The organism is Vibrio sp. V15_P4S5T153, from assembly GCF_963874485.1.
Taxonomy (GTDB): Bacteria; Pseudomonadota; Gammaproteobacteria; order Enterobacterales; family Vibrionaceae; genus Vibrio; species Vibrio anguillarum.
Window position 1 is genome coordinate 492,165 of the sequence record NZ_CAWNHR010000019.1, and the last position, 24,581, is coordinate 516,745.

At 47.1% G+C, this 24,581-nt stretch carries 24 protein-coding genes and 1 riboswitch; of the genes, 9 read left to right on the top strand and 15 right to left on the bottom strand.

Going from position 1 to position 24,581, the window contains the following annotated elements; all coding sequences use genetic code 11:
* Positions 1-186 precede the first annotated feature (186 nt).
* The 7 genes from AACT42_RS20895 to msrA all read right to left on the bottom strand — a co-directional run bounded on the left by AACT42_RS20895 (position 187) and on the right by msrA (position 5,248).
* Complete coding sequence (locus AACT42_RS20895) at positions 187-687, bottom strand: DUF3299 domain-containing protein (RefSeq protein ID WP_013855946.1); 501 nt, start codon at positions 685-687, stop codon at positions 187-189.
* A gap of 9 nt (positions 688-696) precedes the next feature.
* Complete coding sequence (locus AACT42_RS20900; RefSeq protein ID WP_019282537.1) at positions 697-1,956, bottom strand: ABC transporter permease; 1,260 nt, start codon at positions 1,954-1,956, stop codon at positions 697-699.
* Positions 1,953-2,669 carry an ABC transporter ATP-binding protein gene (locus AACT42_RS20905; protein ID WP_064625924.1) on the bottom strand — a complete coding sequence of 239 codons (717 nt, stop codon included), beginning with the start codon at positions 2,667-2,669 and terminating at the stop codon, positions 1,953-1,955. Before AACT42_RS20905 ends, AACT42_RS20900 begins: the two co-directional genes overlap by 4 nt.
* Positions 2,670-2,738: 69 nt before the next feature.
* Positions 2,739-3,428, bottom strand: a complete 690-nt coding sequence (gene zrgA / locus AACT42_RS20910; RefSeq protein WP_176429065.1) for a zinc uptake protein ZrgA — start codon at positions 3,426-3,428, stop codon at positions 2,739-2,741.
* A gap of 81 nt (positions 3,429-3,509) precedes the next feature.
* Positions 3,510-3,803, bottom strand: coding sequence for a DUF2607 family protein (locus AACT42_RS20915; RefSeq protein WP_094133339.1), 294 nt, complete (start codon positions 3,801-3,803; stop codon positions 3,510-3,512).
* Positions 3,804-3,943: 140 nt separating this feature from the next.
* Positions 3,944-4,495 (bottom strand): YtfJ family protein, encoded by a 552-nt coding sequence (locus AACT42_RS20920; protein WP_094133338.1) that lies wholly within the window; start codon positions 4,493-4,495, stop codon positions 3,944-3,946.
* 114 nt (positions 4,496-4,609) lie between these two features.
* On the bottom strand, positions 4,610-5,248 hold the full coding sequence (gene msrA / locus AACT42_RS20925) for a peptide-methionine (S)-S-oxide reductase MsrA (RefSeq protein WP_088729165.1): 639 nt from the start codon (positions 5,246-5,248) through the stop codon (positions 4,610-4,612).
* Between the two features lie 167 nt (positions 5,249-5,415).
* Here msrA and tamA point away from each other — a divergent pair, with 167 nt between their 5' ends.
* From tamA to AACT42_RS20940, 3 genes are read left to right on the top strand one after another with little or no spacing between them, the layout of a single operon-like run.
* Entirely contained in the window at positions 5,416-7,128 is a 1,713-nt protein-coding gene (gene tamA / locus AACT42_RS20930; RefSeq protein ID WP_013855954.1) for an autotransporter assembly complex protein TamA, read from the top strand.
* Positions 7,125-10,922, top strand: coding sequence for an autotransporter assembly complex protein TamB (gene tamB / locus AACT42_RS20935; protein ID WP_094133337.1), 3,798 nt, complete (start codon positions 7,125-7,127; stop codon positions 10,920-10,922). Before tamA ends, tamB begins: the two co-directional genes overlap by 4 nt.
* Before the next feature lie 10 nt (positions 10,923-10,932).
* Positions 10,933-11,280, top strand: coding sequence for a gamma-glutamylcyclotransferase family protein (locus AACT42_RS20940; protein ID WP_164996789.1), 348 nt, complete (start codon positions 10,933-10,935; stop codon positions 11,278-11,280).
* A 233-nt stretch (positions 11,281-11,513) separates the two neighbouring features.
* Here the strand turns inward: AACT42_RS20940 and ppa are convergent, their stop codons facing one another.
* Positions 11,514-12,041 (bottom strand): inorganic diphosphatase, encoded by a 528-nt coding sequence (gene ppa / locus AACT42_RS20945; RefSeq protein ID WP_010318803.1) that lies wholly within the window; start codon positions 12,039-12,041, stop codon positions 11,514-11,516.
* Between the two features lie 177 nt (positions 12,042-12,218).
* Positions 12,219-13,229 (bottom strand): class 1 fructose-bisphosphatase, encoded by a 1,011-nt coding sequence (fbp, locus tag AACT42_RS20950; protein ID WP_013855958.1) that lies wholly within the window; start codon positions 13,227-13,229, stop codon positions 12,219-12,221.
* Between the two features lie 272 nt (positions 13,230-13,501).
* Here fbp and mpl point away from each other — a divergent pair, with 272 nt between their 5' ends.
* The 5 genes from mpl to thiQ all read left to right on the top strand — a co-directional run bounded on the left by mpl (position 13,502) and on the right by thiQ (position 19,034).
* On the top strand, positions 13,502-14,860 hold the full coding sequence (gene mpl, locus AACT42_RS20955; RefSeq protein ID WP_047690476.1) for a UDP-N-acetylmuramate:L-alanyl-gamma-D-glutamyl-meso-diaminopimelate ligase: 1,359 nt from the start codon (positions 13,502-13,504) through the stop codon (positions 14,858-14,860).
* 29 nt (positions 14,861-14,889) lie between these two features.
* Positions 14,890-15,519, top strand: coding sequence for a flavin prenyltransferase UbiX (locus AACT42_RS20960; protein WP_013855960.1), 630 nt, complete (start codon positions 14,890-14,892; stop codon positions 15,517-15,519).
* A gap of 29 nt (positions 15,520-15,548) precedes the next feature.
* Positions 15,549-15,668: riboswitch (TPP riboswitch) on the top strand.
* Between the two features lie 66 nt (positions 15,669-15,734).
* The gene (thiB, locus tag AACT42_RS20965) at positions 15,735-16,727 is read left to right on the top strand and encodes a thiamine ABC transporter substrate binding subunit (RefSeq protein WP_094133335.1); all 993 of its coding nucleotides are present in this window, start codon (positions 15,735-15,737) and stop codon (positions 16,725-16,727) included.
* Positions 16,728-16,740: 13 nt separating this feature from the next.
* Positions 16,741-18,336, top strand: coding sequence for a thiamine/thiamine pyrophosphate ABC transporter permease ThiP (thiP, locus tag AACT42_RS20970; protein WP_094133334.1), 1,596 nt, complete (start codon positions 16,741-16,743; stop codon positions 18,334-18,336).
* Positions 18,330-19,034, top strand: coding sequence for a thiamine ABC transporter ATP-binding protein (gene thiQ, locus AACT42_RS20975; protein WP_094133333.1), 705 nt, complete (start codon positions 18,330-18,332; stop codon positions 19,032-19,034). Before thiP ends, thiQ begins: the two co-directional genes overlap by 7 nt.
* A 54-nt stretch (positions 19,035-19,088) precedes the next feature.
* On the opposite strand, the gene yjgA is transcribed toward thiQ, so the two are convergent.
* A complete protein-coding gene (gene yjgA, locus AACT42_RS20980) occupies positions 19,089-19,616 on the bottom strand; it encodes a ribosome biogenesis factor YjgA (protein ID WP_272925449.1) in 528 nt (175 codons plus the stop codon).
* Positions 19,617-19,724: 108 nt separating this feature from the next.
* Between yjgA and pmbA the strand changes: the two genes are divergently transcribed.
* Complete coding sequence (pmbA, locus tag AACT42_RS20985; protein WP_081245151.1) at positions 19,725-21,068, top strand: metalloprotease PmbA; 1,344 nt, start codon at positions 19,725-19,727, stop codon at positions 21,066-21,068.
* Positions 21,069-21,165: 97 nt separating this feature from the next.
* Here the strand turns inward: pmbA and mgtE are convergent, their stop codons facing one another.
* The 5 genes from mgtE to hpf form a co-directional block, all read right to left on the bottom strand.
* On the bottom strand, positions 21,166-22,521 hold the full coding sequence (gene mgtE / locus AACT42_RS20990; RefSeq protein ID WP_013855966.1) for a magnesium transporter: 1,356 nt from the start codon (positions 22,519-22,521) through the stop codon (positions 21,166-21,168).
* 151 nt (positions 22,522-22,672) lie between these two features.
* Complete coding sequence (locus AACT42_RS20995; RefSeq protein ID WP_013855967.1) at positions 22,673-22,951, bottom strand: HPr family phosphocarrier protein; 279 nt, start codon at positions 22,949-22,951, stop codon at positions 22,673-22,675.
* 10 nt (positions 22,952-22,961) lie between these two features.
* Positions 22,962-23,819 (bottom strand): RNase adapter RapZ, encoded by an 858-nt coding sequence (rapZ, locus tag AACT42_RS21000; protein WP_010318814.1) that lies wholly within the window; start codon positions 23,817-23,819, stop codon positions 22,962-22,964.
* 16 nt (positions 23,820-23,835) lie between these two features.
* The gene (gene ptsN, locus AACT42_RS21005; RefSeq protein ID WP_094133332.1) at positions 23,836-24,282 is read right to left on the bottom strand and encodes a PTS IIA-like nitrogen regulatory protein PtsN; all 447 of its coding nucleotides are present in this window, start codon (positions 24,280-24,282) and stop codon (positions 23,836-23,838) included.
* Between the two features lie 2 nt (positions 24,283-24,284).
* Positions 24,285-24,572: a ribosome hibernation promoting factor gene (gene hpf, locus AACT42_RS21010; RefSeq protein WP_013855969.1), complete on the bottom strand. Its 288-nt coding sequence runs from the start codon at positions 24,570-24,572 to the stop codon at positions 24,285-24,287.
* Positions 24,573-24,581 lie beyond the last annotated feature (9 nt).

Consider the following 24,581-nt stretch of genomic DNA (forward strand, 5'->3'; position numbering starts at 1 on the left):
TAATGATAATAACTTGTTAAAATTGTTATCGGAATTTGTGGGGCGCTTATGAAGTGTTGGAAAGAAAATAGACTGAAAAAGCACCTATCGATTACTTTACTATTGTTGATATATGTCGCTTTGCTAGCGTATTTATCTAAATATATCGTTTAGTTTAGATGAATCAATAGGTTGCTATTTTGTTAACTACATGTCGTCGTATTCTTCGATCGCAGTGCCTTCGATCACATACGCTGTTTCGGCCAGATCGTGGCTAACACTTTCGGTTTTCAGTGTCCCAATTAGATAAATTACATCCCAGAGCTGCTGGATTGGAGCACCTTGCGGATATTTCACATAAATAATTTGATTTGGTGGCGGTGGCGGCACGTGAATGCATGCGCCAAAGTAGGGCACCAGTAGAAACTCAGTAACGTTATTGGCGTCACCTTCCAGTGGGATCACAAAGCCGGGTATTTTGACCACGCTGCCATTGAGCTCTTTTCTAACTCCGCCGATTTTTGATTGTGCAGCCGTCATTTCGCCATCATGGTTCAATGCTGGCATGCCATCGGCGTTGAATTGGTTACGTTCGTTCTCGGGGATCAGATCGATCCAATCGAGCGTCAGTACTTGTTCATTACTCTGTGCGTACATCGGTAACAAGCCTGATAGCAGCAGCGTGCTGATAAGCAGTAGTTTTTTCATCGTTAAGTCCTAAATTCGAATGGTCATTCCATCGCTAAGTGATTGTCTATAGGCGCGTAGAGCTGGGATAACACCAATAATAATGCCAGCCAGTTGTACATAAGCTAATAATTGCCACTCATAGCTGCTTAAGGTGCTGAGTGTGATTTGAATTCCATAATGCTGCGCAATAAAAGGTTGCGCCAGTGCGAGCAGTGAATATAACCCCGCTAATCCAACGCAGATGCCAATAAAGGTCAGCGTCGTCGCTTCGCTGATAAGCAGAGCAAAAATATGTTTAGGTTGTGCGCCCATGGCGCGCAGAATCGCCATTTCACGGCGTCTTTCCTGCAAGCTTGTCAGTAAGCTGCTGAGCATACCAAGTAACCCGGCTGCCACCACAAATACCGACACCGCCATTAAAGCTTGTTCTGCTATCGACATCATACCCCACAGTTCTTGCAGAGCGACGCCGGGCATAATGGCGCTCAAGGGTTCTTGGCGATAGTTATTGATTTCACGTTGCAGTGCAAAGGTTTGAATTCTCGATTTTAAACCGATCAACATGGCGGTGATCTGCTTGGGTTGGAAGTTGTGTTGTTCAAGCTGCTCTTTGGATGGTGAATTGCCTAAATGCGCACCCGATTCCCAACCCACGTGAATGGCTTCAATCGCTTCTAATGAGACATGCACCGTTTTGTCTACGGGCGTTCCCGTTGGCGCTAAAATGCCCACCACTTTAAAGGGGAGGTTGTCGTGGCGGCTAAAACCCACATCGCTGATCCCATGCGCAATAATGATGTCACTGCCAATATGGTAACCTAAGGTTTCGGCGACATCTGAACCCAATACCGTTTCAAATAAACCATGAAAATCAGTGCCTTGAGAGAAGGTGAGTGGTTGCTTACTTCCATATTTGAAATGCTCGAAATAATGGTGATTGGTGCCCATAACGCGAAACCCTTGGTGTGAGTCACCCAAGGAAATGGGGATCGCCCACTTGACGCTGCGATGCTCACTGAAGGCTTGGTAGCTTTTCCAGTCGATATTATTGGTGGCATTACCAATTCTAAATACCGAATAGAGCAGCAAGTTGACTTGTCCAGAGCGGCCACCGACGATTAGATCCGTCCCTGAAATGGTGTTGGCAAAGCTCTCTTTGGCTTGAGTTCGAATGCGTTCAACCCCCATTAACAGAATGACTGAAATGGCAACCGTCAGAATGGAGAGTAGCGCTGTGGTTTTGCGGTTAAGTACGCTTTTCCACGCCAGATTGGTAATTACATTCATGCTGTCACTCCTGCCTGATTCAATTGAGGGAGATAAACTGCGCGGTCAAATAAAGCTTCTAAGGTGGGATCGTGGCTCACAAACACCAGTGTTGAACCTGCCCGATTCGTCTCTTCCAATAGCAGTTCGATAAACGCGAGTCGATTGTCGTGATCCAGCGCAGAGGTTGGCTCATCGGCGATGATCAGCTTGGGTTCTCCAATCAGTGCTCTCGCCGCCGCGACACGCTGCTGCTGGCCAATACTCAGTTCGATAACCGGTTTAGTCAGTAGTTCAGGTGCAAGATGTAAGCGAGTGAGTAACTGTTTTGCTTTCTCAATCAGATCGCCTGCAACATTCTGCTTGCGAGTGCTGGAAAAATGGCAAGGTAGCGTAACGTTTTCAATCACTGAGAGATAAGGCAATAAATTAAATTGTTGGAAAATGTAGCCAATGTGATCGGCTCGAAAACGATCCCGTTGACGGGAAGTTAACGTCGACAGGTTGGTGCCTAAAATAGAGACCTCCCCTCGTTGTGCTTGGTTGATCCCAGTCAGTAAGCTCAGTAAGGTCGATTTGCCACAACCACTTGGCCCTTTAATAAAAAGGTGCTCTCCACGTTTTACACAAAGATCTTGGATAGATAAGGCTGGTTGTGAGCTATTCGGCCAACGAAATTCGACCTCTTTCAATTCAATGACAGACGTCAGCGATAGAATATGCAAATCACTCATTGTGAATTCCTTTAACGACAATGAACCTAGAGTAAGTGTGTGCTTACTCTAGGTTGTTGCTTATACGCCTTAAAACGTAATGCGAGTGCTGTTTGTTTTCAACTCAGAGGCAGATTGTGCTTTGTCTGTCAGTACATTGGCAGAGATTGTTTGGGTATTTGGGAACAAGTTAAACCATTGCGTGTCGAGGTACTGCAATTGCGGCATGTTATCGCAGTGATATTGGTACTGAATCGTGAATTCACCGTGACCACTATGCTCGCCTTCATCATGCACATCTTTTTTATGGTCATGGTGTGCGTGTTGAGCATCTTTATCTTGATGTTTATCATCATGTTTTTCATGATGGTCGTGGTCGTGGTCGTGGTCGTGGTCGTGGTCGTGGTCGTGGTCGTGGTCGTGGTCGTGGTCGTGGTCGTGGTCGTGGTGCTCACCATTTAACGTATGCGCGATACGACTTTCTTCTAAATGACACTTGGCCGGAGCGGGCAGTTGGAAAATGCCATCGGCGTGGCTGAACTGTTCAAGGACTTTATTTAAGCGCTGTTGTTGTTCATCATTTTGTGGTGCATGTTCAAAGCCGACTACATCAGCGCCGGGGGCGGTGATTTCAATCAGTAAATCTTGCCCATCTTGAGCAATATTGAACTCGACGTGGCCATGTACATGAGCCTCATGTTGGCGAAACTCTTCATTTGCAAGTGCTGGCGTGCTTAAAATTAGGCCGATAGAGAGAGCGAGTTTACGTTGGATAAACATTGGGTGATTCCTTTTAAACATCAAAATAGCCCTTAGCGCGTTGGCTTTGGGTAACAAATCATAAATAACTAGATAAGACGTCTAAAAGTGAGGAGGCGAGCGAGCAAGATAAGCGTAATGAACTGAGGGGCGACGTTGAGTTTTCTCTACTGATGATCGAATTTCGCAGCCACTAACGGCAGGAAGGATAGGCAGCGCACTGCTTAGACCATTTTGAAAGCCAGAAAAAAGTTGGCAATGATGCTGCGCGTGATGCGCAGGATTAGTATCGAGGTAATGATCTACATAAGCGACATTCAACCATAGCATCAGCAGCATGGCACATAATGCAATGCTTTGAGCTCGGTAATGGGGGCAACGTAGACGGGTAAACATCAAACCAATACAGTAGTAAAATGATAATTGTTATAATATAACAATATTGTGAGAATAAAGCGTACTCTTATTTTTATAAAAGCACCTTTCACCACGATATGTTTAGCAAAGGCAGCCGTGTTATCGGCCACCTAAGGTTATTATAAATTCTGTTTGATCAAGCCTAAAACCGTTTGAATTTCCTCATCACTCAATGTACCTTCCTTAACAAACAGTACGTTACCTTGCTTGTCTTGAACGATGATCGCTGATGATTCCTCTTTTAAATCCCACGCTTTGGCTACATTTCCCGCTTCATCTAGCACCATGGAAGACCACGGAAACTCTTTCTTGCTGTCTTGAGCGGAAGATTTGACAAACGATCCTGTGCCCCAAATCGCATCATCTTGGTTGATGATCGAGGTGGTTTGATAACTTTCTGCGGGAAATTGTGCGGCCGTAATGGCGGCCATCAATGGTGCATTTAACGCTTTAGCACTGCTGCGACCAGCAATGGCTTGAATGACGCGCACTTTGCCTAGCAGTTGGCTGGTATCCCAAGTTTGAAAGGCCGTTTTATCATCTTGTAGGATGATTTCACCATATTTTTCCACTGAAACATCAGCAACTTGCTGACCTTGGGTAATGTTGTGTGCCATGGCAAGCGCTGGACAGCAGGCCATTAGAATGGCGATCACTCGTTTACTTTTCATTGTAGGGGTCCCTTTTAGTTGAGCAACAAAGGTATAGCATAGAATCAATAAAACCACGAAAAGAGGCCATTAAGCGGTTAACAAAATGCTAACAAAGCCTCAATTCTACACGCATTATTCGCTGAGCTGGGGTGGGAAGCAGATGCCTGTTCCTCCTAACCCACAATAACCATTCGGATTTTTAGCTAAATATTGTTGATGATAGCTTTCGGCGTAGTAGTAAGGACCAGCGGGTGCAATTTCGGTGGTAATTAAGGCTCGTTGACTGGCTGACAACGCCTGCTGGTATCGCTGCTTTGAGGCTTGTGCTATTTGCTGTTGCTGCTCTGAATAGGTATAGATGGCGGAGCGATACTGAGTGCCTTTATCGTTACCTTGACGCATGCCTTGGGTCGGATCGTGCTTTTCCCAAAAATGACTTAATAGCTTTTCTAATGGCAAGCGCTGTGGATCAAAGATTACGCGTACCACTTCAGTATGGCCAGTTTCACCACTGCATACTTCTTCGTAAGTTGGGTTTGGGGTAAAGCCGCCGGCATAGCCTACTGAAGTCGACACCACACCATCGAGTTGCCAAAATAAGCGTTCAGCGCCCCAAAAACAGCCCATACCAATCACTATTTGTTGCTGATGCTCATTAGGCTGCTCAGTGATGTTGCTGTGGTTAACGTAATGAATTTCCTCCACTGACATAGGGGTTTCTCGTCCTTTCAGTGCTGTTTGTGCGCTGACCATTGTTTGTTTATTGAGCATGAGCTTTCCTTTTGTGTACCGATTTTTGGCTTTATTTATTGTTGTTGAGCCACTGTTTCACATTCAGCCCGAATAATTGACTGATTTCATACAGACGGAGCTTGCTATTGGCGGTATGATTTCCATCCATTAACGATCTGTTTACTCAACTGTTCCTTTAATTAAGCATGAGACGAAAATCATTACCAGTTCTATTCACGATGCTACTTATTTCCACTTCGGCGTATGCCAAGGTGGCGTTAACCATTAATGGTTTAGAGGGTGAATTAGAAAACAACGTTGAAGCCTATTTATCGTCGATTCCAGAGAGCGACTATTCAACGCATCTTCGTTTTCAATCTCGTTTAGAGAAAAGCATGACGGAAGCGCTTGTCGCGCTGGGTTACTACCATCCTCAATTTGAGTTTGTGGTGGTGAGCGATGAGCAAGAGCTGATGGTCAATATCAATCCTGGACCGCTAACAACCATTAAAGAGATGGATGTGGTGATCAGCGGGGAAGCTGAATCTGATGCTGATTTTGCCAATCTCATTAACCGCAATGCCCTTAAAGTGGGCGCGGCGGTTAACCATGGCCAGTACGATGCTTTGAAATCGGGTATCCGTAACTTAGCGTTGCAAAAAGGTTATTTTAACGGGAATTTTGAATTAAGCCGTTTGGAAGTTGCGCCAGAGTTGAATGAAGCTTTCGTACGCCTTCATTTTAACAGTGGTATTCGTTACCATTTTGGTCCCTCGCTCATTACTGGCAGCCAAATTGAAGATCAGCGAGTTCGCTCACTTCAGCCCTATAAAACCAATGATCCTTACCTTGTTTCCAAGGTAGGGGAATATAACCAAAACTTATCCAATACCGATTGGTTTTCCTCTGTTTTTGTTGAACCCGATCTTAGCCAACTGGAGAACGGTCGCGAACTGCCGATGAAGGTTTCCCTTGCACCGCAAGCTCGAAATCAGCTTGAAACCGGTTTAGGTTACTCAACGGATGTGGGAGTGCGTGGTTCATTCAAGTGGAAGAAACCTTGGGTTAACAGCCTCGGCCACAGTTTTGATAGCAGTTTTTCCCTTTCTGCCCCAGAGCAGACCATTACCGCTGGCTACAAAATACCGCTAGAAGATGTGCGGCGTGAATATTATCGAATTCAGTATGGAATGAAGAATGTCGATAACCGTGATACGAAGAGTTTGGAGTCTAACTTATCGTTTGAACGCCACTGGCTGCGTGATGGTGGTTGGCATCGAACCCTATTCGTTCGTTATTTGATAGAAAACTACGAACAAGGTTTGCAAAGCGATGTCGGCCAGTTTGTATTACCGGGAGCGACCTATTCTCGTACGCGTGTTCGTGGTGGTTCAATGCCGATGTGGGGCGATAAACAAAGCATCACACTTGAGTATGGCGATCCAAATTTCGTCTCTGAAACGCGTGTGGTGCGGTTGTTGGCGGGCACGGCTTGGATACGCAGCGCTGGGCAAAACCATCGTGGTTTATTGCGTTTAGACGGCGGCGCAAACTTCAGTGAAGAGTTTGACAAACTCTCGCCTTCTCTGCGCTTCTTTGCTGGTGGCGATAACAATTTGCGAGGGTATAGCTATCAATCTATCTCACCTAAAGATGCCAGCGGCGCACTGACTGGGGCCAAATACATCGCCACCAGTTCGTTGGAGTATCAATATCGCTTGGTTGGAAATTGGTGGGGCGCACTGTTTGTCGATTACGGCGATGCCTTTAATGACTCGCCGGATTGGAAAACTGGTGTGGGAGCCGGGATTCGCTGGGCTTCTCCGGTTGGACCGATCCGCTTAGATTTTGCATGGGGGCTTGACGCCAATCCCGGCGATGAATTTCAGCTGCATTTCACCTTGGGGCCTGAACTATGACCAAAGTGATGTTGAAGATAACCAAATGGGCATCGGCGATTTTATTCACCTTGTTGGGCGCGGTATTTATTGCACTCGCAGCCTTGTTGTTTACCAATACAGGGCTTAACGGCCTATTGTGGGGAGCGCAAAAAGCGCTGCCACAACTGCAGGTTGCCAGTGCTCAAGGTGCCATTTTTCCACGTTTCACGCTCAACCAAGTCACCTTTTCCGATGAAGCATTAAAGCTCGATCTCGATGTGCAGCGCGTGACATTAGCCATAAGTGCTAGCTGCTTATTGGAGCCTTCAATTTGCTTAAATGAACTTGCGATCAGTGGATTAAGGCTGGCACTGCCAGAGCTTCCCCCTTCGACGCAAGGTGAGCCTTCGTCTGCCTCTGATCCCATTACGTCAATCTCTACACCGGTGCCAATTAAGGTTGGCCGTGTGGAGCTCAATGATATTCAGTTGGATATTTTGGGTAATACGCTGGCATGGAAGCAATTTTCTACCCATGCCTCATTTCAAGGTAATCGCTTACGGATTGGCAAAACCAGTTGGAGCGATATTCAACTGAAGCTTGCGAGCAATGAAGATGTCGATTCAGCCTCAAGCGCACAATCCAAATCCACTCCATCCACAACCGTATCATCGACGGCGGCACCTGCGGTGAAAACGCCCATCACCTTGCAAGAGGTGATCATTCCGCTGCAATTGGAAGTGGAGCGTTTTGATATCAACCAGTTTACTCTTCAGCAAGCTGAGCCTTTGGTTGTCAAGCATCTTGGTTTGGTCGCCAATGCTTATCAGAGCAGTGTTTCATTAAAATCACTTGAGCTTGAGCTGCCACAATTGATTGCCAACCTAAAAGCTGATGCGCAGTTGAAGGGAGACTATCCGCTCAATCTCTCTTTAAAAAGCACGCTCAAAATGGCCGAAGCTCAGGGGCAAACACTGGCGCTAGAGGCTTCGGGTAGCTTGGGTGATTTAACGCTCAACGCGAAATTGGGCGGGCTTGCGCAAGCAAACTTAAATGTGCAATTGGCGCTACTGCAACCTGAGATCCCGTTTGATATTTCGTTGGATGATGTTCAAGCACAGTGGCCATTGATTGGGCAAGGAGACTATTTTGTTCGCGTGCCGAGCTTAAAAACTCAAGGCTCACTCGACGGATATAGCGTGGCGCTCAATGGTCAACTGCAAGGTAAAGATCTGCCCGATGTGACGCTGGATGTGGCTGGTAAAGGTACTTTACAGCAAATCAACTTAGATTCTTTGCTCATCGACACCTTAGGGGGGCAAATTGCTGGTCAAGTGATGGCCAACTGGCAAGCCCCAATTCACTGGCAAGCGGCGCTGAATTTAGAACAGATTCAGCCGGGATTACAGTGGCCGCAAGCCGAAGGCGTGATCAGCGGTAAGCTCGAAACTACGGGTGAGCTTACCGAGCAGGGCGGTTGGAACGTTGCGCTGCCTATTTTGGATATTGAGGGTGTGTTGCGTGGCTACCCACTGAATATTGAAGGTCAATTAAACGCATCAGATATGACAGGGAAAGGCGCTTTTACTGTGTCGACCAGCGGCTTAACGTTAGCCCATGGACCCAACCAGATTACGGCCAAAGGTGAGCTGGATAAAGAGTGGCGTATGGGCTTATCGGTTGATTTTGCGGATCTGGTGAAAAGTGTTCCTGATTTGCACGGCAAAGTGATTGGCGATATTTATCTGCGTGGTGATTTGCAGCAGCCGCAAATCAAGCTGCGCCTCAATGCAAATGATCTTGCTTGGCAGCAACAAGCGACCTTAAAGCAGGTGACTTTAACTGGTGATGTTACGCCACTTCCTGTGCCACAAGCCGAAGTGAAATTGCAGGCGAGCCAGTTGAGCTACCAGCAGCAGTTAGTTGATAGTGTGGACTTGCGTTTTTCAGGTACGCAGGCGCAGCATCAACTGAGCTTAGACGTCATTTCAAATCTGATTTCAACCAGCTTGGCGATCAGCGGATCTTTTGAAGATAAGCCGACGATGCAGTGGCAAGGTGCGCTGGAACGAGTACAACTGTCCACAGAACAAGGGCCGTGGCTATTAAACCAAGCGACACCTGTTGTGGTTAATATCGAGAAACAACAAGCTACGATTGCCGCGCATTGTTGGCAGCAAGAGGGAGCATCGCTCTGCTTAGATAAAGATGCGACTGTGGGGCAAAGTGGCGCGGCCGAGCTTTCTCTCAACCATTTTGATTTTCAGCAAATCGCAATGTTTTTACCGCAAGAGACTCAACTTAAAGGCCAAGCCGATGTCAGTCTCACAGCTCAATGGGCGCCCAATACTGCGCCTCAAGCGAAAGTGTCACTCAGCTTAAGCCAAGGTGCAGTCACGCAGCACATCGACCAAGCCATTACTTTAGGTTGGGATAGCGTCACTATTGAAAGTACGCTTGAACAGAACAAGCTGTTTGCTCGTTGGCTAGTGGATGTGACCGATAATGGCGATCTGTCGGGGCAAATAACCATTGCAGATCTAATGGCAAAAGAAAAAATGATGGATGGCGCATTAACGCTTTCCACCTTTAATATTGATTTTTTACAGCCGCTGCTTGGGGATTATAGCCAAGCGAAATCGAAGATTAGCAGTCAACTTGCCTTCAGTGGGCCGATGTTGCACCCGAAAGTGATGGGCAGCGTGGTGGTGGATGACATTGTCGTCAAAGGCGATATTTCGCCGCTGGATGTTACCTCGGGCCGAGTGGCGATGGACTTTAATGGTTACCAAGCCTTGCTCAATGCAGCGATTCAAACTGCGGATGGCGAGTTGAGTATCAAGGGGGATGCCGACTGGCAGAAAATGGAGCAGTGGCGTGCCAACCTGCGCGTGTTGGCCGATGAGCTATTGGTGGATCTGCCGCCTATCGTCAAGATTCAAGTTATCCCAGACATGAGCATCACACTAGAACCTCAACTGGCCACTGTGACAGGGAATATTAACCTACCTTGGGGACGTATCGTGGTAGAAGAGTTGCCTCCGAGCGCGATTGGTGTCTCCAAAGATCAAGTGATATTGGACGCTGCTTTACAGCCTGTGAGCGAGCAAAGCGCCATGCCATTTAACGTTGAAACGAATGTAAACATCTCGATTGGTGATGATTTCCGGCTCAGTGCCTTTGGTTTGCAAGGCGGCTTGATTGGCCGCCTCAATGTGGCGCAAAAGGATAAAGGCCCTTTTATTACTGGAGAAGTAAATATCCAAAATGGTTCGTATCGATCCTTTGGACAAGATTTGCTGATCCAAGAAGGCAAAATTTTAATGAATGGACCGGTTGATCAACCTTATGTTTCGATTAAAGCGGTGCGCAACCCAGATAACACACAAGATGGCGTGATTGCAGGGGTAAAAGTGACCGGCTCTGCCGATGAACCCGCAGTCTCCATTTTTTCAGAACCCGCGATGCCACAAGCCAATGCACTTTCTTACCTACTTCGTGGTCAGAATATTGATGGCGAGGCGGGTGGCAATGCGATGACCACTGCACTGATTGGTTTGAGCTTGGCACAAAGCGGTAAGGTGGTGGGCGAAATTGGTCAAGCCTTCGGTGTGCAAGATCTGCAATTGGATACGGCCGGTTCCGGTGATGATTCACAAGTGACGGTAAGCGGCTATATTTTACCGGGGCTACAAGTGAAATATGGTGTTGGTATTTTCAGCTCGGTGGGCGAATTTACCGTGCGTTACCGCTTGATGAGGGATTTGTACGTTGAAGCGGTATCCGGTTTAGATAGCGCGGTGGATCTTTTGTATCAGTTTGAATTTAACTAGGGACAGTCATATGCAACATCTGGTTTTTGTCTACGGCACATTACGCCGTGGTGAAAGTAATGCGCATCTGCTTGAGACAAGCGAAATGTTAGGATCGTTCTACACGCCAGCTGACTATACGCTGTATGATCTAGGTCCATATCCTGGCTTGGCTCAGGGACAGCAATCGATAGTCGGTGAGGTATATCGAGTGGATGAGCTGACACTAGCAAAGCTCGATCTTTTAGAAGATATTCCCATCGAATATCGCCGTGAAACGATCGAAACCCCATTTGGCCGTGCGTGGATTTATCTCTATCAAGATCACAGCCGTCTTACTGCTGTGATTAATTCTGGAGACTGGTGCCAACGGGTGTAACGAACGGCGTTGAAAATGGAAATAAAAAGCCACACAGCGTATTAGCAGGATGTGGCTTTTTATTTATAACGACACTTATACCCTTCCTACTTGAAGCTGCAGCGGTGTTGGTTACGTTCGTTCACCCCAATCACATAGTTTGCCTATGCTCATGGGGACTCACTCACTTGCCGCCTACCTGCAACTCCAAGTTGTTTAGGTATATAACTATCGTGACTGTTTAATGATGGTGACTATTTTTGAGCGCGTTCAAATGAAGTCAGGATTTCAGCTCGCGCGGCAGCGGCATCTTCCCATCCATCGACTTTGACCCATTTGCCCGCTTCAAGCTCTTTATAGCGTTCAAAGAACTGTGTAATTTGCGCCTTCAGTAGTGCTGGCAGGTCATTTACGTCTTGAATGTGGTCGTACTCTTTGGTGAGCTTGGAGTGAGGAACCGCCACCACTTTGGCATCTTCACCAGACTCATCGGTCATCTTCAATACGCCAACTGGGCGGCAGCGAATCACCGAGCCTGGCATGAGCGGGTAAGGGGTGGGCACCAACACATCGACAGGATCGCCATCGAGCGATAAGGTGTGATTCACATAACCGTAGTTGCATGGGTAGAACATAGGTGAAGACATGAAACGGTCCACAAATACCGCGCCAGATTCTTTGTCGACTTCGTATTTGATTGGGTCGGCGTTGGCTGGAATTTCAATCACCACGTAAATATCATCAGGCAGTGATTTTCCTGCCGGAACGTTGTTTAAGCTCATTTAGCATTTCCTTTTTCGTCGCTGGACTTGAATTGTTTTGGGTTGATTAACAGAACGTAAACGCTTGTGTTGCAACTTTAGCGGTAAATAGGAAACGGTGTAAACCGTAAAAAGAGAGTCTTGCCTCATATTTATCGATAAAAAAAGCGCCTAGAGTTAGGCGCTCATTGAGCTGATTTAATCGCGATTGAGTTCCAAGAACTCTTCCAATTTATGGACCATATTTTTTGAACCGCAGAAGAATGGCACACGTTGATGCAGTTCTGTCGGCTTAATATCCAACACGCGATTGACACCGTCAGAAGCAATACCGCCTGCTTGTTCAATCAAAAACGCCATAGGATTGCATTCATACAATAGACGCAGCTTGCCGTTTGGATGGCTTTGCGTGCTTGGGTATAGATAGATCCCACCTTTGAGCAGGTTACGGTGAAAATCCGCCACTAGCGAACCAATGTAACGTGACGTGTAAGGGCGATTATCTTCAGGCACATTCTCTTGGCAGTATTTAATGTATTTTTTGACGCCAGTTGGGAAGCGGATGTAGTTACCTTCATTGATGGAGTAAATTTTACCATCATCGAAGGTCATCATATTGGGGTGTGAAAGATAGAAGGTGCCGAGTGACGGATCATAAGTAAAGCCATTCACGCCGTTGCCAGTGGTATACACCAACATGGTTGAAGAGCCGTAAATAACATAACCAGCCGCAACCTGTTTATTACCGGGTTGTAAGAAGTCTTCTTGTGTTGGTGGCGTGCCGACTGGCGATACGCGGCGATAAATAGAAAAAATCGTGCCGACAGAGACATTGACATCGATGTTGGATGAGCCGTCCAGCGGGTCCATCAACACCACGTATTTTGCGTTTTTGTTGAGCTCTTTGCTAAACGCAACCGCTTCATCTTCTTCTTCACTAGCGACACCACACACTTGATCGCGCGCTTCAAGCGCCGCTTTAAATTTTTCGTTGGCGTAGACATCGAGTTTTTGTTGTTCTTCGCCTTGAATATTATCCGTACCAACTGCACCGGTAATATCAGCAAGGCCTGCTTTGTTGATTTCTCTATTAACAATTTTTGCCGCAAGACGAATAGAGGACAACAGAGATGAAAGATCACCGCTTGCGTGGGGGAAGTCATGTTGTTTCTCAACAATAAACTCGCCAAGAGTGCGAATCTCAGACATGTTATTTCCTTAACATAGCTATATAGGGGGGAGTGATTGTTTCACAACGCATCCTCTTGTTGGGATGTCGGCCGAAACGAGTGACCCATTTGATAACGTTTGGGTAACACTGCGATTTTAGGGCTTAGATCTTTTTAATGGTAATGAAGTAACAGATTGAGATCTCAATTTGTTTGTCGACTTTTTAGAAGTTGCAAACATGCTCGCTTTTCTTAAATGGATGGTGATAATGGAGGCAATCACTCACAACGCCATGTGCGAGGCTAGGATTTATGCATATTCACATTCTTGGGATTTGCGGTACGTTTATGGGCGGTGTTGCCGTTTTAGCGCGGCAATTAGGTCATAAAGTTACCGGCAGCGACGCCAACGTTTACCCACCGATGAGTACGTTATTGGAGTCTCAAGGGATCGAGATTATCGAAGGCTTTGACCCTGCTCAATTAGAGCCCAAGCCTGATTTGGTGGTGATTGGCAACGCCATGAGTCGCGGCAATCCGTGTGTTGAATATGTGCTGAACCACAACTTGCGTTACACTTCTGGCCCGCAATGGTTGCAAGAGTTCCTGTTGCATGACCGCTGGGTCCTTGCGGTGGCTGGTACACACGGTAAAACCACCACGTCGAGCATGTTGGCGTGGATCTTAGAAGATTGCGGTTACCAACCGGGCTTTTTGGTGGGAGGCGTACTTGGCAACTTTGGTATTTCTGCGCGTTTGGGCGAAAGCATGTTTTTTGTGGTTGAAGCCGATGAATATGACAGCGCTTTTTTCGATAAGCGTTCTAAGTTTGTCCATTATCACCCACGCACTTTAGTGTTGAACAACTTAGAGTTTGATCATGCAGACATTTTTGACGATCTTGAAGCGATTAAGCGCCAATTTCATCATCTAGTGCGTACTGTGCCGGGCAATGGCCGTATTTTTGCTCCGCAAAAAGAGCGCGCATTAGCGGATGTTCTCGCACGTGGCTGCTGGAGCGAAACCGAGTTTACCGGCGAGCAAGTGCAGTGGAAAGCTGAAAAAATCACGCGTGATGGTTCGCAATTTGATGTGTTCTTTGACAATGAACGCGTGGGGCGCGTGACTTGGGATTTGGTTGGCGATCATAATGTCGATAACGCCTTAATGGCGATTGGCGCGGCGCGTCACGTGGGGGTCACACCAGATTTAGCCTGTCAAGCTTTGGGCAAATTTATCAATACCAAACGTCGTTTAGAGCTCAAAGGCGAAGTGAACGGTATTACGTTGTATGACGATTTTGCTCATCATCCAACGGCCATTGAACTTACTTTGGGTGGTTTACGTAACAAGGTAGGCGATCAGAAAATTATCGCGGTTTTAGAGCCTCGTTCGGCTACGATGAAGTTGGGCGTACATAAGCAAACTTTAGCGGCGTCATTACAGCAAGCCGATTCAGTTTATCTCTATCAGCCGAACAATCTTGCTTGGTCGGTGCAGGATGTAGCTGATCAATGCTCACAACCAGCGCAAGTGAATGATGATATTGATGCTTTCGTCGCGCAAATTGCGCAGGAAGCCCAGCCGGGCGATCACATTTTGGTGATGAGCAATGGTGGCTTTGAAGGTATTCATAACAAGCTTCTACTTGCATTAAATCAAGCCATGTAATGCCAGCGACACAAACGAAATAGAGAGTTATGACAACACAACAGAAAGCCATCACTTTAGCCTTTACTGGCGCTTCAGGTGCTCCTTACGGACTTCGTCTGTTGGAGTGTTTATTGGCTGCAGATTACCGAGTGTATCTTTTGATCTCTTCGGCCGCGCGCGTTGTGCTTGCAACCGAGCACGGTTTGAAGTTGCCCAGTGGGACTGAGGCAGCCAAAGCTGCGTTGGTGGAACATTTACACTGCGATGCCTCACAGCTTGTCGTGTGCGGCAAAGAAGAGTGGTTCTCTCCAGTGGCTTCGGGCTCTGCTGCGCCAAAACAGATGGTGGTGTGCCCATGTTCGGCAGGCAGCGTTGCGGCGATTGCCCATGGCATGTCCGATAATTTGATCGAACGTGCTGCCGATGTAGTGATGAAAGAGCGTGGTCAGCTGGTGTTAGTGGTACGCGAAACTCCGTTTTCCACCTTACATTTAGAAAACATGCTCAAGTTGTCGCAAATGGGCGTCACCATTATGCCCGCTGCCCCCGGTTTTTATCATCAGCCGCAGTCAATTGAAGACTTGGTCGATTTTATGGTGGCGCGTATTTTGGACCATTTAGGCGTTGAACAAGGGCTTGTGCCGCGTTGGGGATATGACTCACGCCCAACGGTATAGCTTATTGCGTTAATTCCAATTACAATCCACCTCACTCAACGGGGAGCAAATCATTCATCTCAATGAATGCTGCTGAGATCAAGCGTGAGCTTGGGACCCGTAAACCTGAACCAGATAATGCTGGCGTAGGAATTGGGTTAGGATCTCAGAATAGGAATAATAGAATATTCTCATCCTCCTCAAGCCTGTGCCGCTCAACCAAGGAGAGCGACCAGTTGAACACCACTCTTAATACCATTGCACTTGCTACCATCACCTCTTTTTCAGCGCATGCCGCTGACAATATCCTTACCGTTTATACCTATGACTCGTTCGCATCAGAATGGGGCCCGGGACCGGCGATTGAAAAAGCATTTGAAGCACAATGCGCTTGCGATCTTCAGTTTGTGGCACTCGATGATGGGGTATCGATCCTAAACCGTTTACGTCTTGAAGGTAATAACAGTAAAGCAGACATCGTACTCGGTTTAGATAACAACTTAATGGCCGAGGCCAAACAGACTGGCTTATTGGCAAATCATAATGTCGAGACGGGCCAAGTCACGCTACCCGGTGGTTGGAGTGATGAAACATTTGTTCCTTATGATTACGGCTATTTTGCCTTTGTTTACAATAAAGAGAAATTAGCAAACCCACCGAAAAGCTTAAAAGAGTTGGTAGAAAAGCGCGATGATCTTAAAGTGATTTATCAAGATCCGCGCACTTCAACACCCGGTCAAGGCTTACTGCTGTGGATGAAATCTGTCTATGGTGAGAAAGCCAATTTAGCATGGCAACAGCTCGCCAATAAGACGGTGACAGTCACCAAAGGTTGGTCAGAAGCCTATGCGATGTTTCTAAAAGGTGAGTCTGATCTGGTGCTCTCTTACACCACCTCTCCAGCCTATCATTTGATTGCGGAAAATGACGCCAAGTACGCGGCTGCCGATTTTGCCGAAGGACACTACATGCAAGTGGAAGTGGCTGCGAAAGTAAAACACAGTGATAACGGCAAATTGGCCGATGAGTTCATGCACTTTATTTTAAGTGATCAATTTCAGTCGGTGATGCCAACCGGAAACTGGATGTATCCTGTGACGTCTGTCGTGCTACCGAAAGGTTTTGAAACGCTGGCTGTGCCATCAAAGGCGCTTACCTTTAGCGCACAAGAGGTGTCTGAGATGCGTAAAGCGTGGATCCGTGAGTGGCAAACTGCCTTAACGTTTTAAGGTGCGATAAAGTTTGAATGCTATTCCTAAAATAGGCATTGGGGTCGCGATACTTGTCGCGACCTTTGTCATCAGTGCGTTGGCGGCGTTGCTGTTACAAGCACCCAGCTTAAATGTGATGCACGTATGGCAAGACCCGTATTATCGCCACGTTACTCAATTTAGTTTTTACCAAGCCAGCTTGTCGATGCTGCTCAGTGTTGGCTTCGCGGTTCCTGTTGCTCACGCACTTTACCGCCGTCGATTTTGCGGACGTGCGCTGCTGATCAAATTGTTTGCAACGACCTTAGTGCTTCCAGTGCTGGTGGGCGTATTTGGTTTGTTGGCCATTTATGGTAATAGCGGCCTGCTCGCCTCGCTGCTTGCGTGGTTTGATAGCAAACTGCCGTTTTCCATTTACGGATTAAACGGTATTTTACTGGCGCATCTGTTTTTTAATCTCCCGTATGCCAGCCGTTTATTGCTGCAAGCGTTAGAGTCGATCCCGGCGGAGCAGCATAAGTTATGCGCGCATCTTGGCATGAGTCATTGGCACAAGTTTCGTTGGGTTGAGTGGCCACGTCTGCGTCAGCAGCTTCCTCATGTCTGTGGTTTAGTGTTCATGCTCTGTTTTACCAGTTTTGCCACTGTGATGGCACTTGGCGGCGGGCCTAAATCCACCACGATTGAGCTGGCGATTTATCAGGCGATCAAATTTGATTTTGATTTACAAGCCGGCGCGCTGCTTGCGCTGTGGCAGATGCTGTTATGCGGGCTGCTGTCTCTATCCATTTCACGTCTAGCGAAGCCGTTAGCCATCACCACAGGGCGTCAAGCGAGTGATTATGTGGTTAGTCGAGACAATCGAAAAGCGCAATGTTGGGACGGCGCATGGATCTTCCTTGCGTTGCTGTTAGTACTTCCGCCGCTGGTGATGGTCATCTTGAGCGGTTTAAATTCGCAGCTTTTTCATATCTTGAGCGATGAGCAATTCTGGCGTGCGCTTTGGGCTTCACTGCAAGTGGCGTTATTGGCAAGCGTGGTTGCTGTTTCGGCTGGGGTTGGCATACTCATCACGACTCGCGCTTGGCGCCTGCAGCAGCACAACCGTAAGGCGGACCAATTAGAGTTGATTGGCGCGATTATTTTGGTCACGCCAGGGCTTGTTATCAGCACTGGGCTTTTTCTGTTGCTGCGTATCTGGACCGATGCATTTAGCCTAGCGTATTGGGTAGTTTTTTTCGTCAATGGCTTAATGGCATTGCCATATGTGTTGAAAACATTGGCGCAACCTATGCTGCATATTGCGCAGCAATATCAATGGTTATGTGCCAGCCTTGGCATTAAAGGGTGGCAGCGTTTGCAAGTGATTGAGCTGCGTGCGTTGCGTAAACCCTTAGCGCATGCCTTTGCGATCAGCTTTTTGCTCTCAATGGGGGATTTAAGTGCGATTGCTCTATTTGGTAGCCAAGAGTTTAGAACCTTACCGCTTTACCTGTTCCAACTGCTGGGCAGTTACCAAATGCAAGCGGCGGCAGTGGTTTCCCTTACGCTGTTGCTACTCAGTGTGGGTTGTTTTGCCCTCATTGAGCGGTTATTTCACTCACATTCAAAGGTAAAGCAATGTTAGAACTCAAGGCCGTACATTATGAGTATCAACAGGAGTGGTTTGAATTTTCGCTCTCTGTACCGCGAGGGGCGATTCTCTCTTTGATGGGGCCAAGCGGGGCGGGCAAGTCGACTTTACTGAGCTTAGTTGCGGGCTTTATTGCACCGAAAAGCGGCGATATCCAAGTGCAAGGGCAATCTTTACTTGGGCAAGAGCCACACTTGCGTCCTTTTTCGATGCTGTTTCAAGAGCACAATCTTTTTGCCCATCTCACTGTGCGTGAAAATATTAGCCTTGGGCTACATCCGGGGCTGAAATTAACCCCTTCACAAAAGGCGTTGGTTGAGTGCGCCGCGCAGCAAGTGGGTTTGGCTGCGCTACTTGATCGCTTGCCTGAGCAGCTCTCAGGTGGGCAGCGTCAACGAGTTGCTCTGGCGCGCTGTTTTGTACAACCACATCCTATCTGGCTGCTGGATGAGCCTTTTTCCGCCTTGGATCCGCTACTCAGAGAAGAGATGCTGTTTTTGGTTAAGCAGTTAGCCGCAGAAAGAGAGATCACTGTTGTGATGGTGACGCACCATATTAGTGATGCCAAAGCGATTGCGAGCCATTTTGCGTTTATGGCTCAAGGACATGTGTTAGTGAGTGATCGTATTGAGGCACTTTCCGCGCAACACGCAGACGCGCAGCTCAGTGATTTTGTGCGTGCGGGGGAATAAAAAAACCTCACACGTTTAGGTGAGGTTTTGGCATCTAATCAGCACTATGACAGGTTAAACTGACTTATCGTTATGCTCTCTGAGCACTTGGAAAATCTCTCGTGATGCTCTTGGTGGTTTGCTGTTGGCTTTCTCTTTATTTGCTTGACGCGCTAATTGGCGCAGACGTTGACGATCCATATCTGGATAGAGTGCCATCGCATCTTCAATCGCGCTGTCACCTTTCTCCACAATACGATCACGCATCTGTTCGAGCTTGTGCAGCATGGCGGTATTTTGTGAATGCTTATTGCGCAGTTTATCCAATGCCGCTTGAATCGGTTCGGCATCGATGGTACGCATCATTTTACCAATGTATTGCAGTTGGCGGCGTCTGGCTTCCATGCTAAAACGCTGAGCATCTTTGATGGCATCCATCAAATCTTCAGACATCGGAATTTTTGCTAACTGAGATGGCTTCAGAGCAACCAACTCTTCACCCAGTTTTTGTAGCTCAGTCATGTCGTTTTTCATTTCGGTTTTGCTAACCCAAATGATCTCCTCTTCTTCTTCCCAAGGAGCTTTTTGATTCTTACGCGCCATTTTCTTCATCTATTGAGTTATGTATGTCAGCTATTTTAGCAAGAATCGTGGGGAGAAAGCGAAATTCTTGTTATCCTAATGACATTGTTTGCTAATAATTGATGAGATATGGACGTAAAACAACAAGTTGCTCAGCAGCGCATCGAACTTGAAGCGGCGGTTGCTAAGGCATTAGAGATGGCTGCGCTCAGTTCTGATGCTGCTGAAGTGGCGATCACCAAAAGTACCGGCCTGAGTGTTTCGACGCGAATGTGTGAAGTTGAAAACGTAGAATTTAACAGTGATGGGGCATTAGGCATCACTGTGTATCGTGGGCAACGTAAAGGCAGTGCGTCGACGTCAGATCTCAGTGAAAAAGCAATTGCGCAGACGGTCGCTGCAGCGCTTGATATTGCGCTTTACACTTCTGAAGATCCTTATGCAGGCCCTGCACCTCAAGAGCTAATGGTGCGAAATATTCCTGATTTAGATCTCTTCCATCCCGATGAACCTAACCCGGACATGGCCGCTAAAATTGCCATTGCTGCAGAAGAGAAAGCGTTAGCTTACAGCAACAAGATCAAACAAAGTGATGGCGCAAGTTATGACAGCCATTACGGTGTGAAAGTGTATGGTAATAGCCATGGTTTGCTCGCGAGTTATGCCTCTAGCCGTCATAGTATTAGCTGCTGCGTGATTGGTGAGGGTAAAAATGGTGAGATGGAGCGTGATTATAGCTATACCGTTGCACGTCACCGCGACGATTTATGGTCGCCAGAGCTGGTCGGGCAACAAGCTGCAGAAAAAACCATCAGCCGTTTAGATGCAAAAAAACTGAAGACGGGCAAAGTTCCGGTGATGTTTGCCGCAGATGTAGCGACAGGTTTGATTGGCCATTTGGTGATGGCGATCAGTGGTGGCAGCTTGTATCGTAAATCTTCCTTTTTACTTGATAAGTTAGGCGAGAAAATTTTACCCGATTGGTTCAATATTGCCGAAAAACCCCATGTATTACGTGCGTTGGCATCAAGCCCATTTGATAGTGAAGGGGTATTTACTCAAGACCGCCAAATCATTACTGATGGCGTGCTCTCGACTTATCTTCTGAGCAGCTATGCCGCTCGTAAAATGAAGATGACTCCAACTGGTCACGCGGGTGGCATCCATAACTGGTATGTTCAATCCACAGGGCAAAATTTTGAGCAGATGCTCAAAGCGTTGGGTACAGGTTTGTTAGTCACTGAAGTGATGGGTCAAGGTGTAAATGCAGTGACAGGTGATTATTCGCGTGGCGCCGCTGGTTTCTGGGTTGAAAACGGTGTGATTCAATACCCTGTATCTGAGATTACTATCGCGGGTAATTTGAAAGATATGTTCCAGCAAATGGTGGCGGTAGGGAGTGATGTCGAAACACGCTCGCAAATCCAAACTGGGTCTATTTTACTTGAATCGATGAAAATTGCGGGCGAATAATCGCTTAAGCTGAATATGAAAAAGCTTGGTATAACAACCAAGCTTTTTTTATGGGTGGTTTGGGTATGTATCACTATAGGGTTACATCAAAATAGGGCTACATCAAAATGGTCGCCAAGCCGAGAAAGACAGAAAGCCCAACCACATCGGTGACGGTTGTTAACGCCATTCCGCCAGCAAGAGCCGGGTCGATTTTCATTTTTTTCAGTAAAATTGGGATGGTGACGCCGGCGATCCCGGCAATGAGTAGGTTGGCCATCATTGCTGCGGAAATGATGCCGCCAAGCATCCAATTGCCTTTCCATGCCACCACAATGCCGCCAATAATGGTAGCCCACATGATGCCATTTAAAAAACCGATTGCCGCTTCTTTGAATAGCAATTCACGTTGGTTACTGTCACCGATATGTCCCAATGCTAAACCACGAATGACCAAGGCCACGGTTTGGTTACCTGCGACACCACCCATTGAGGGCACTATGGTCATTAGCACGGCAATGGCGGCCATTTGATCCAGTGTTGCTTCAAACATGTTAGAAACAGAGGCTGCGGCGAGGGCGGCCAAAACATTTGCCCCAAGCCAGATGGTCCGTTTACGTGCGGATTTGACTACTGGAGCAAAGGTATCTTCGTCATCGTTCATACCAGCCATGCTCATCATTGAGTGTTCGGCATCTTCACGAATGATGTCAACGACGTCATCAATGGTGATCCGACCGACCAAGTGCTGGTTTTCATCCACCACAGGCGCGGACACCCAGTTGCGACGTTCAAACAGGCTGGCAACATCTGAGTCGCTGGTGGTGACCAAAATCGCCTCATCGGCATCATCCATGACTTCACTTACTGGAATATCCGGTTGCGTGGTCAGCAAGGTGGTGAGTGAGAGATGCCCAATCAGCTTACTTTCATCGTCAATCACGTAAAGTGCATCGGTTGCTTCGGGCAGATCGCCGCGCATGCGTAAATAGCGTAAAACCACGTCAATATCAACGTCACCACGAATGGTGATCACGTCGGTATTCATGATCCCGCCGGCTGTTTCCTCTGAATAGGAGAGCGCGGTTTCAACGCGCTGGCGATCAGCGCTGTCCATCTGCGAAAGCACTTCGCGTGACACGTCATCTGGCAAGCTACGCAGTACATAGGCCACGTCATCGGTGTCCATGCCTTCGGTCGCTTCTGCCAGTTTTTCGGGTGCCATTTTGGAAACTAGGGCATCTTTGACGTCTTCGTTGAGTTCATCAAGGATTTCACCGTAGTCTTCTGGGTCGGTGAGTTGCCATAACACCTCCCGGCTTTTACGTGGAGAGGCTTCTAAGAGGTGAGCAATATCTTCTGGCTCCATGTCCTGCAATTGGCGACGGACATGGACAAAACGACCATTTTCTAAAGCTTCGCTGACTTCTTGGAGGGTTAGGTGAGCTTGATCAAATTCAATTTGCTCGGCCATGGTTTCCCCCTACTTAGGATTCTTACAATGTGTTGAATAGTAACTTAATTCTAGGCCTTATTTAATAAGTTCTTATTAAGCACTGAATTTATTTTGACTATCAGGGGCGCGCATGCGCTGTCTGTGGGAGAGTGGAGTGTAAGCCTTGTGCTTACTCGTCTTCATCGAATTTATGTTCAATCAGCGAACTAACCGCTTGCAAAGCAGGCTCTGCTTGTGAGCCTTCAGCATTGATGGTGATGTATTGACCTTGTGCGGATTCGAGCATCAATAAACCCATTACACTGTCTGCAGTGGCTTCTTTTCCTTCTTCACTTTGAATGGTGACCACCGCATCAAAAGATTGCGACAGTTCAACCAGCTTAACGGCTGCACGAGCATGAAGGCCCAAGCGATTTTGGATTAAAACCGTTTTACTTAATAGTGGCATACCATCGCTCCTATTGCTGTTTTTCTAATGATGTATGGCGTATCTGTACTTGGTGACCTAATTGAGCAAAGTACTCGCCAAGCTGTTGAGTCAGGTAAACGGAGCGGTGCTTACCACCGGTGCAACCAATCGCAATTGTGAGATAACTGCGGTTGTTTTTTTCGAGCATCGGTAGCCAGTATTCAACAAACTTTTGAATTTGTTGTTTAAGTTCAATTACTTCACTATGGCGTTCAAGAAACGACTTAATTGGTGCATCCAGGCCAGTTAATGGGCGAAGATCGGGTTCCCAATGTGGGTTGGGTAAAAAACGCACATCAAACACGTAGTCTGCATCGCTGGGTAGTCCATATTTGAAGCCAAAAGACTGAAAGACCATCACCAGATCTTTACGCTCACGTCCTTCAATTCGCATGCGTACGGTTTCGCTCAACTCATGCAACGATTGATTACTGCTATCGAGCACTAAATCGGCTTGCTCTTTGAGCGGTGCAAGCAGCGACTTTTCCAATTCAATCGCTTGCGCAAGTGAAGGTTTATCGGCGTTTAATGAGAGAGGATGGATACGACGCGTTTCGCTGTAGCGCTTGAGTAGTGTCTCTTTACTGGCATCGAGAAACAGCACACTAACGTCGTTATTCTGTTTTAGCTGCTCTAAAACATCCGCAACCAAACTAGGCTCCTGAGGCAAGTTACGGATATCAATACTTACCGCGACATTTTGTTTGCTGCCTTGGACTGATTGAATAAACGCATCCAACAAGTTGACGGGAAGGTTATCGACACAATAGTAGCCGAGATCCTCCAGTACTCGTAAAGCAACGCTTTTCCCTGCGCCTGATTGACCACTCACAACGATTAAACGCATAGTTTCGGCTCGGTGGTTATTGGTTAGTCATGATGTCGTACAGCTCTTGATCGCTTTGTGCACTTCGAAGCTGTTTTAAAACTTGTTTGTCATTGAGGCGCTCGGCCATACAAGCGAGCGTTTTTAAATGCTCTTTGCACTGCTCTTCAGGAACGAGCAACGCAAACAGTAGATCGACAGGTCGATTATCAATAGCATCAAACTCAATCGGTTCTTCACACTGCAGCAAAACGGCAATGGCACGATCACTGTTGGTCATTCTTGCATGAGGAATGGCGATGCCATTACCAATACCAGTACTGCCCATTTTTTCTCGGCTGAGCATGCATTCAAACAGCTCGGTGGAACTTTGACCTGAATACTCAGCAGCGATTTCGCTAATGATTTCTAGGGCTCTTTTTTTACTGGTGCATTGGACCGCACTTTTCGTGCAGTCCAATGAGAGTACTTCGCTTAATTGCATGATTAATGACTACTTAGCTTTTCTTTATGCTTGTTGAGTTGTCTTACGAGTTTATCCACTAAACTGTCAATGGCAGCATACATATTTTCATTGTCGGCCACGGCGTGGATATCACCTTGATTTATGTGGAGCGTAGCTTCAGCGATCTGTTGTACTTTTTCAACACGTAAAACAACCTGTACGTTATTGATATGGTCAAAAAATCGCTCAAGTTTTTGAAACTTCGAGTTTACATAGTCTTGCATTGAATCGGTCAGATCAATGTGATGGGCATTAATGTTGATTTGCATAGACTTTCC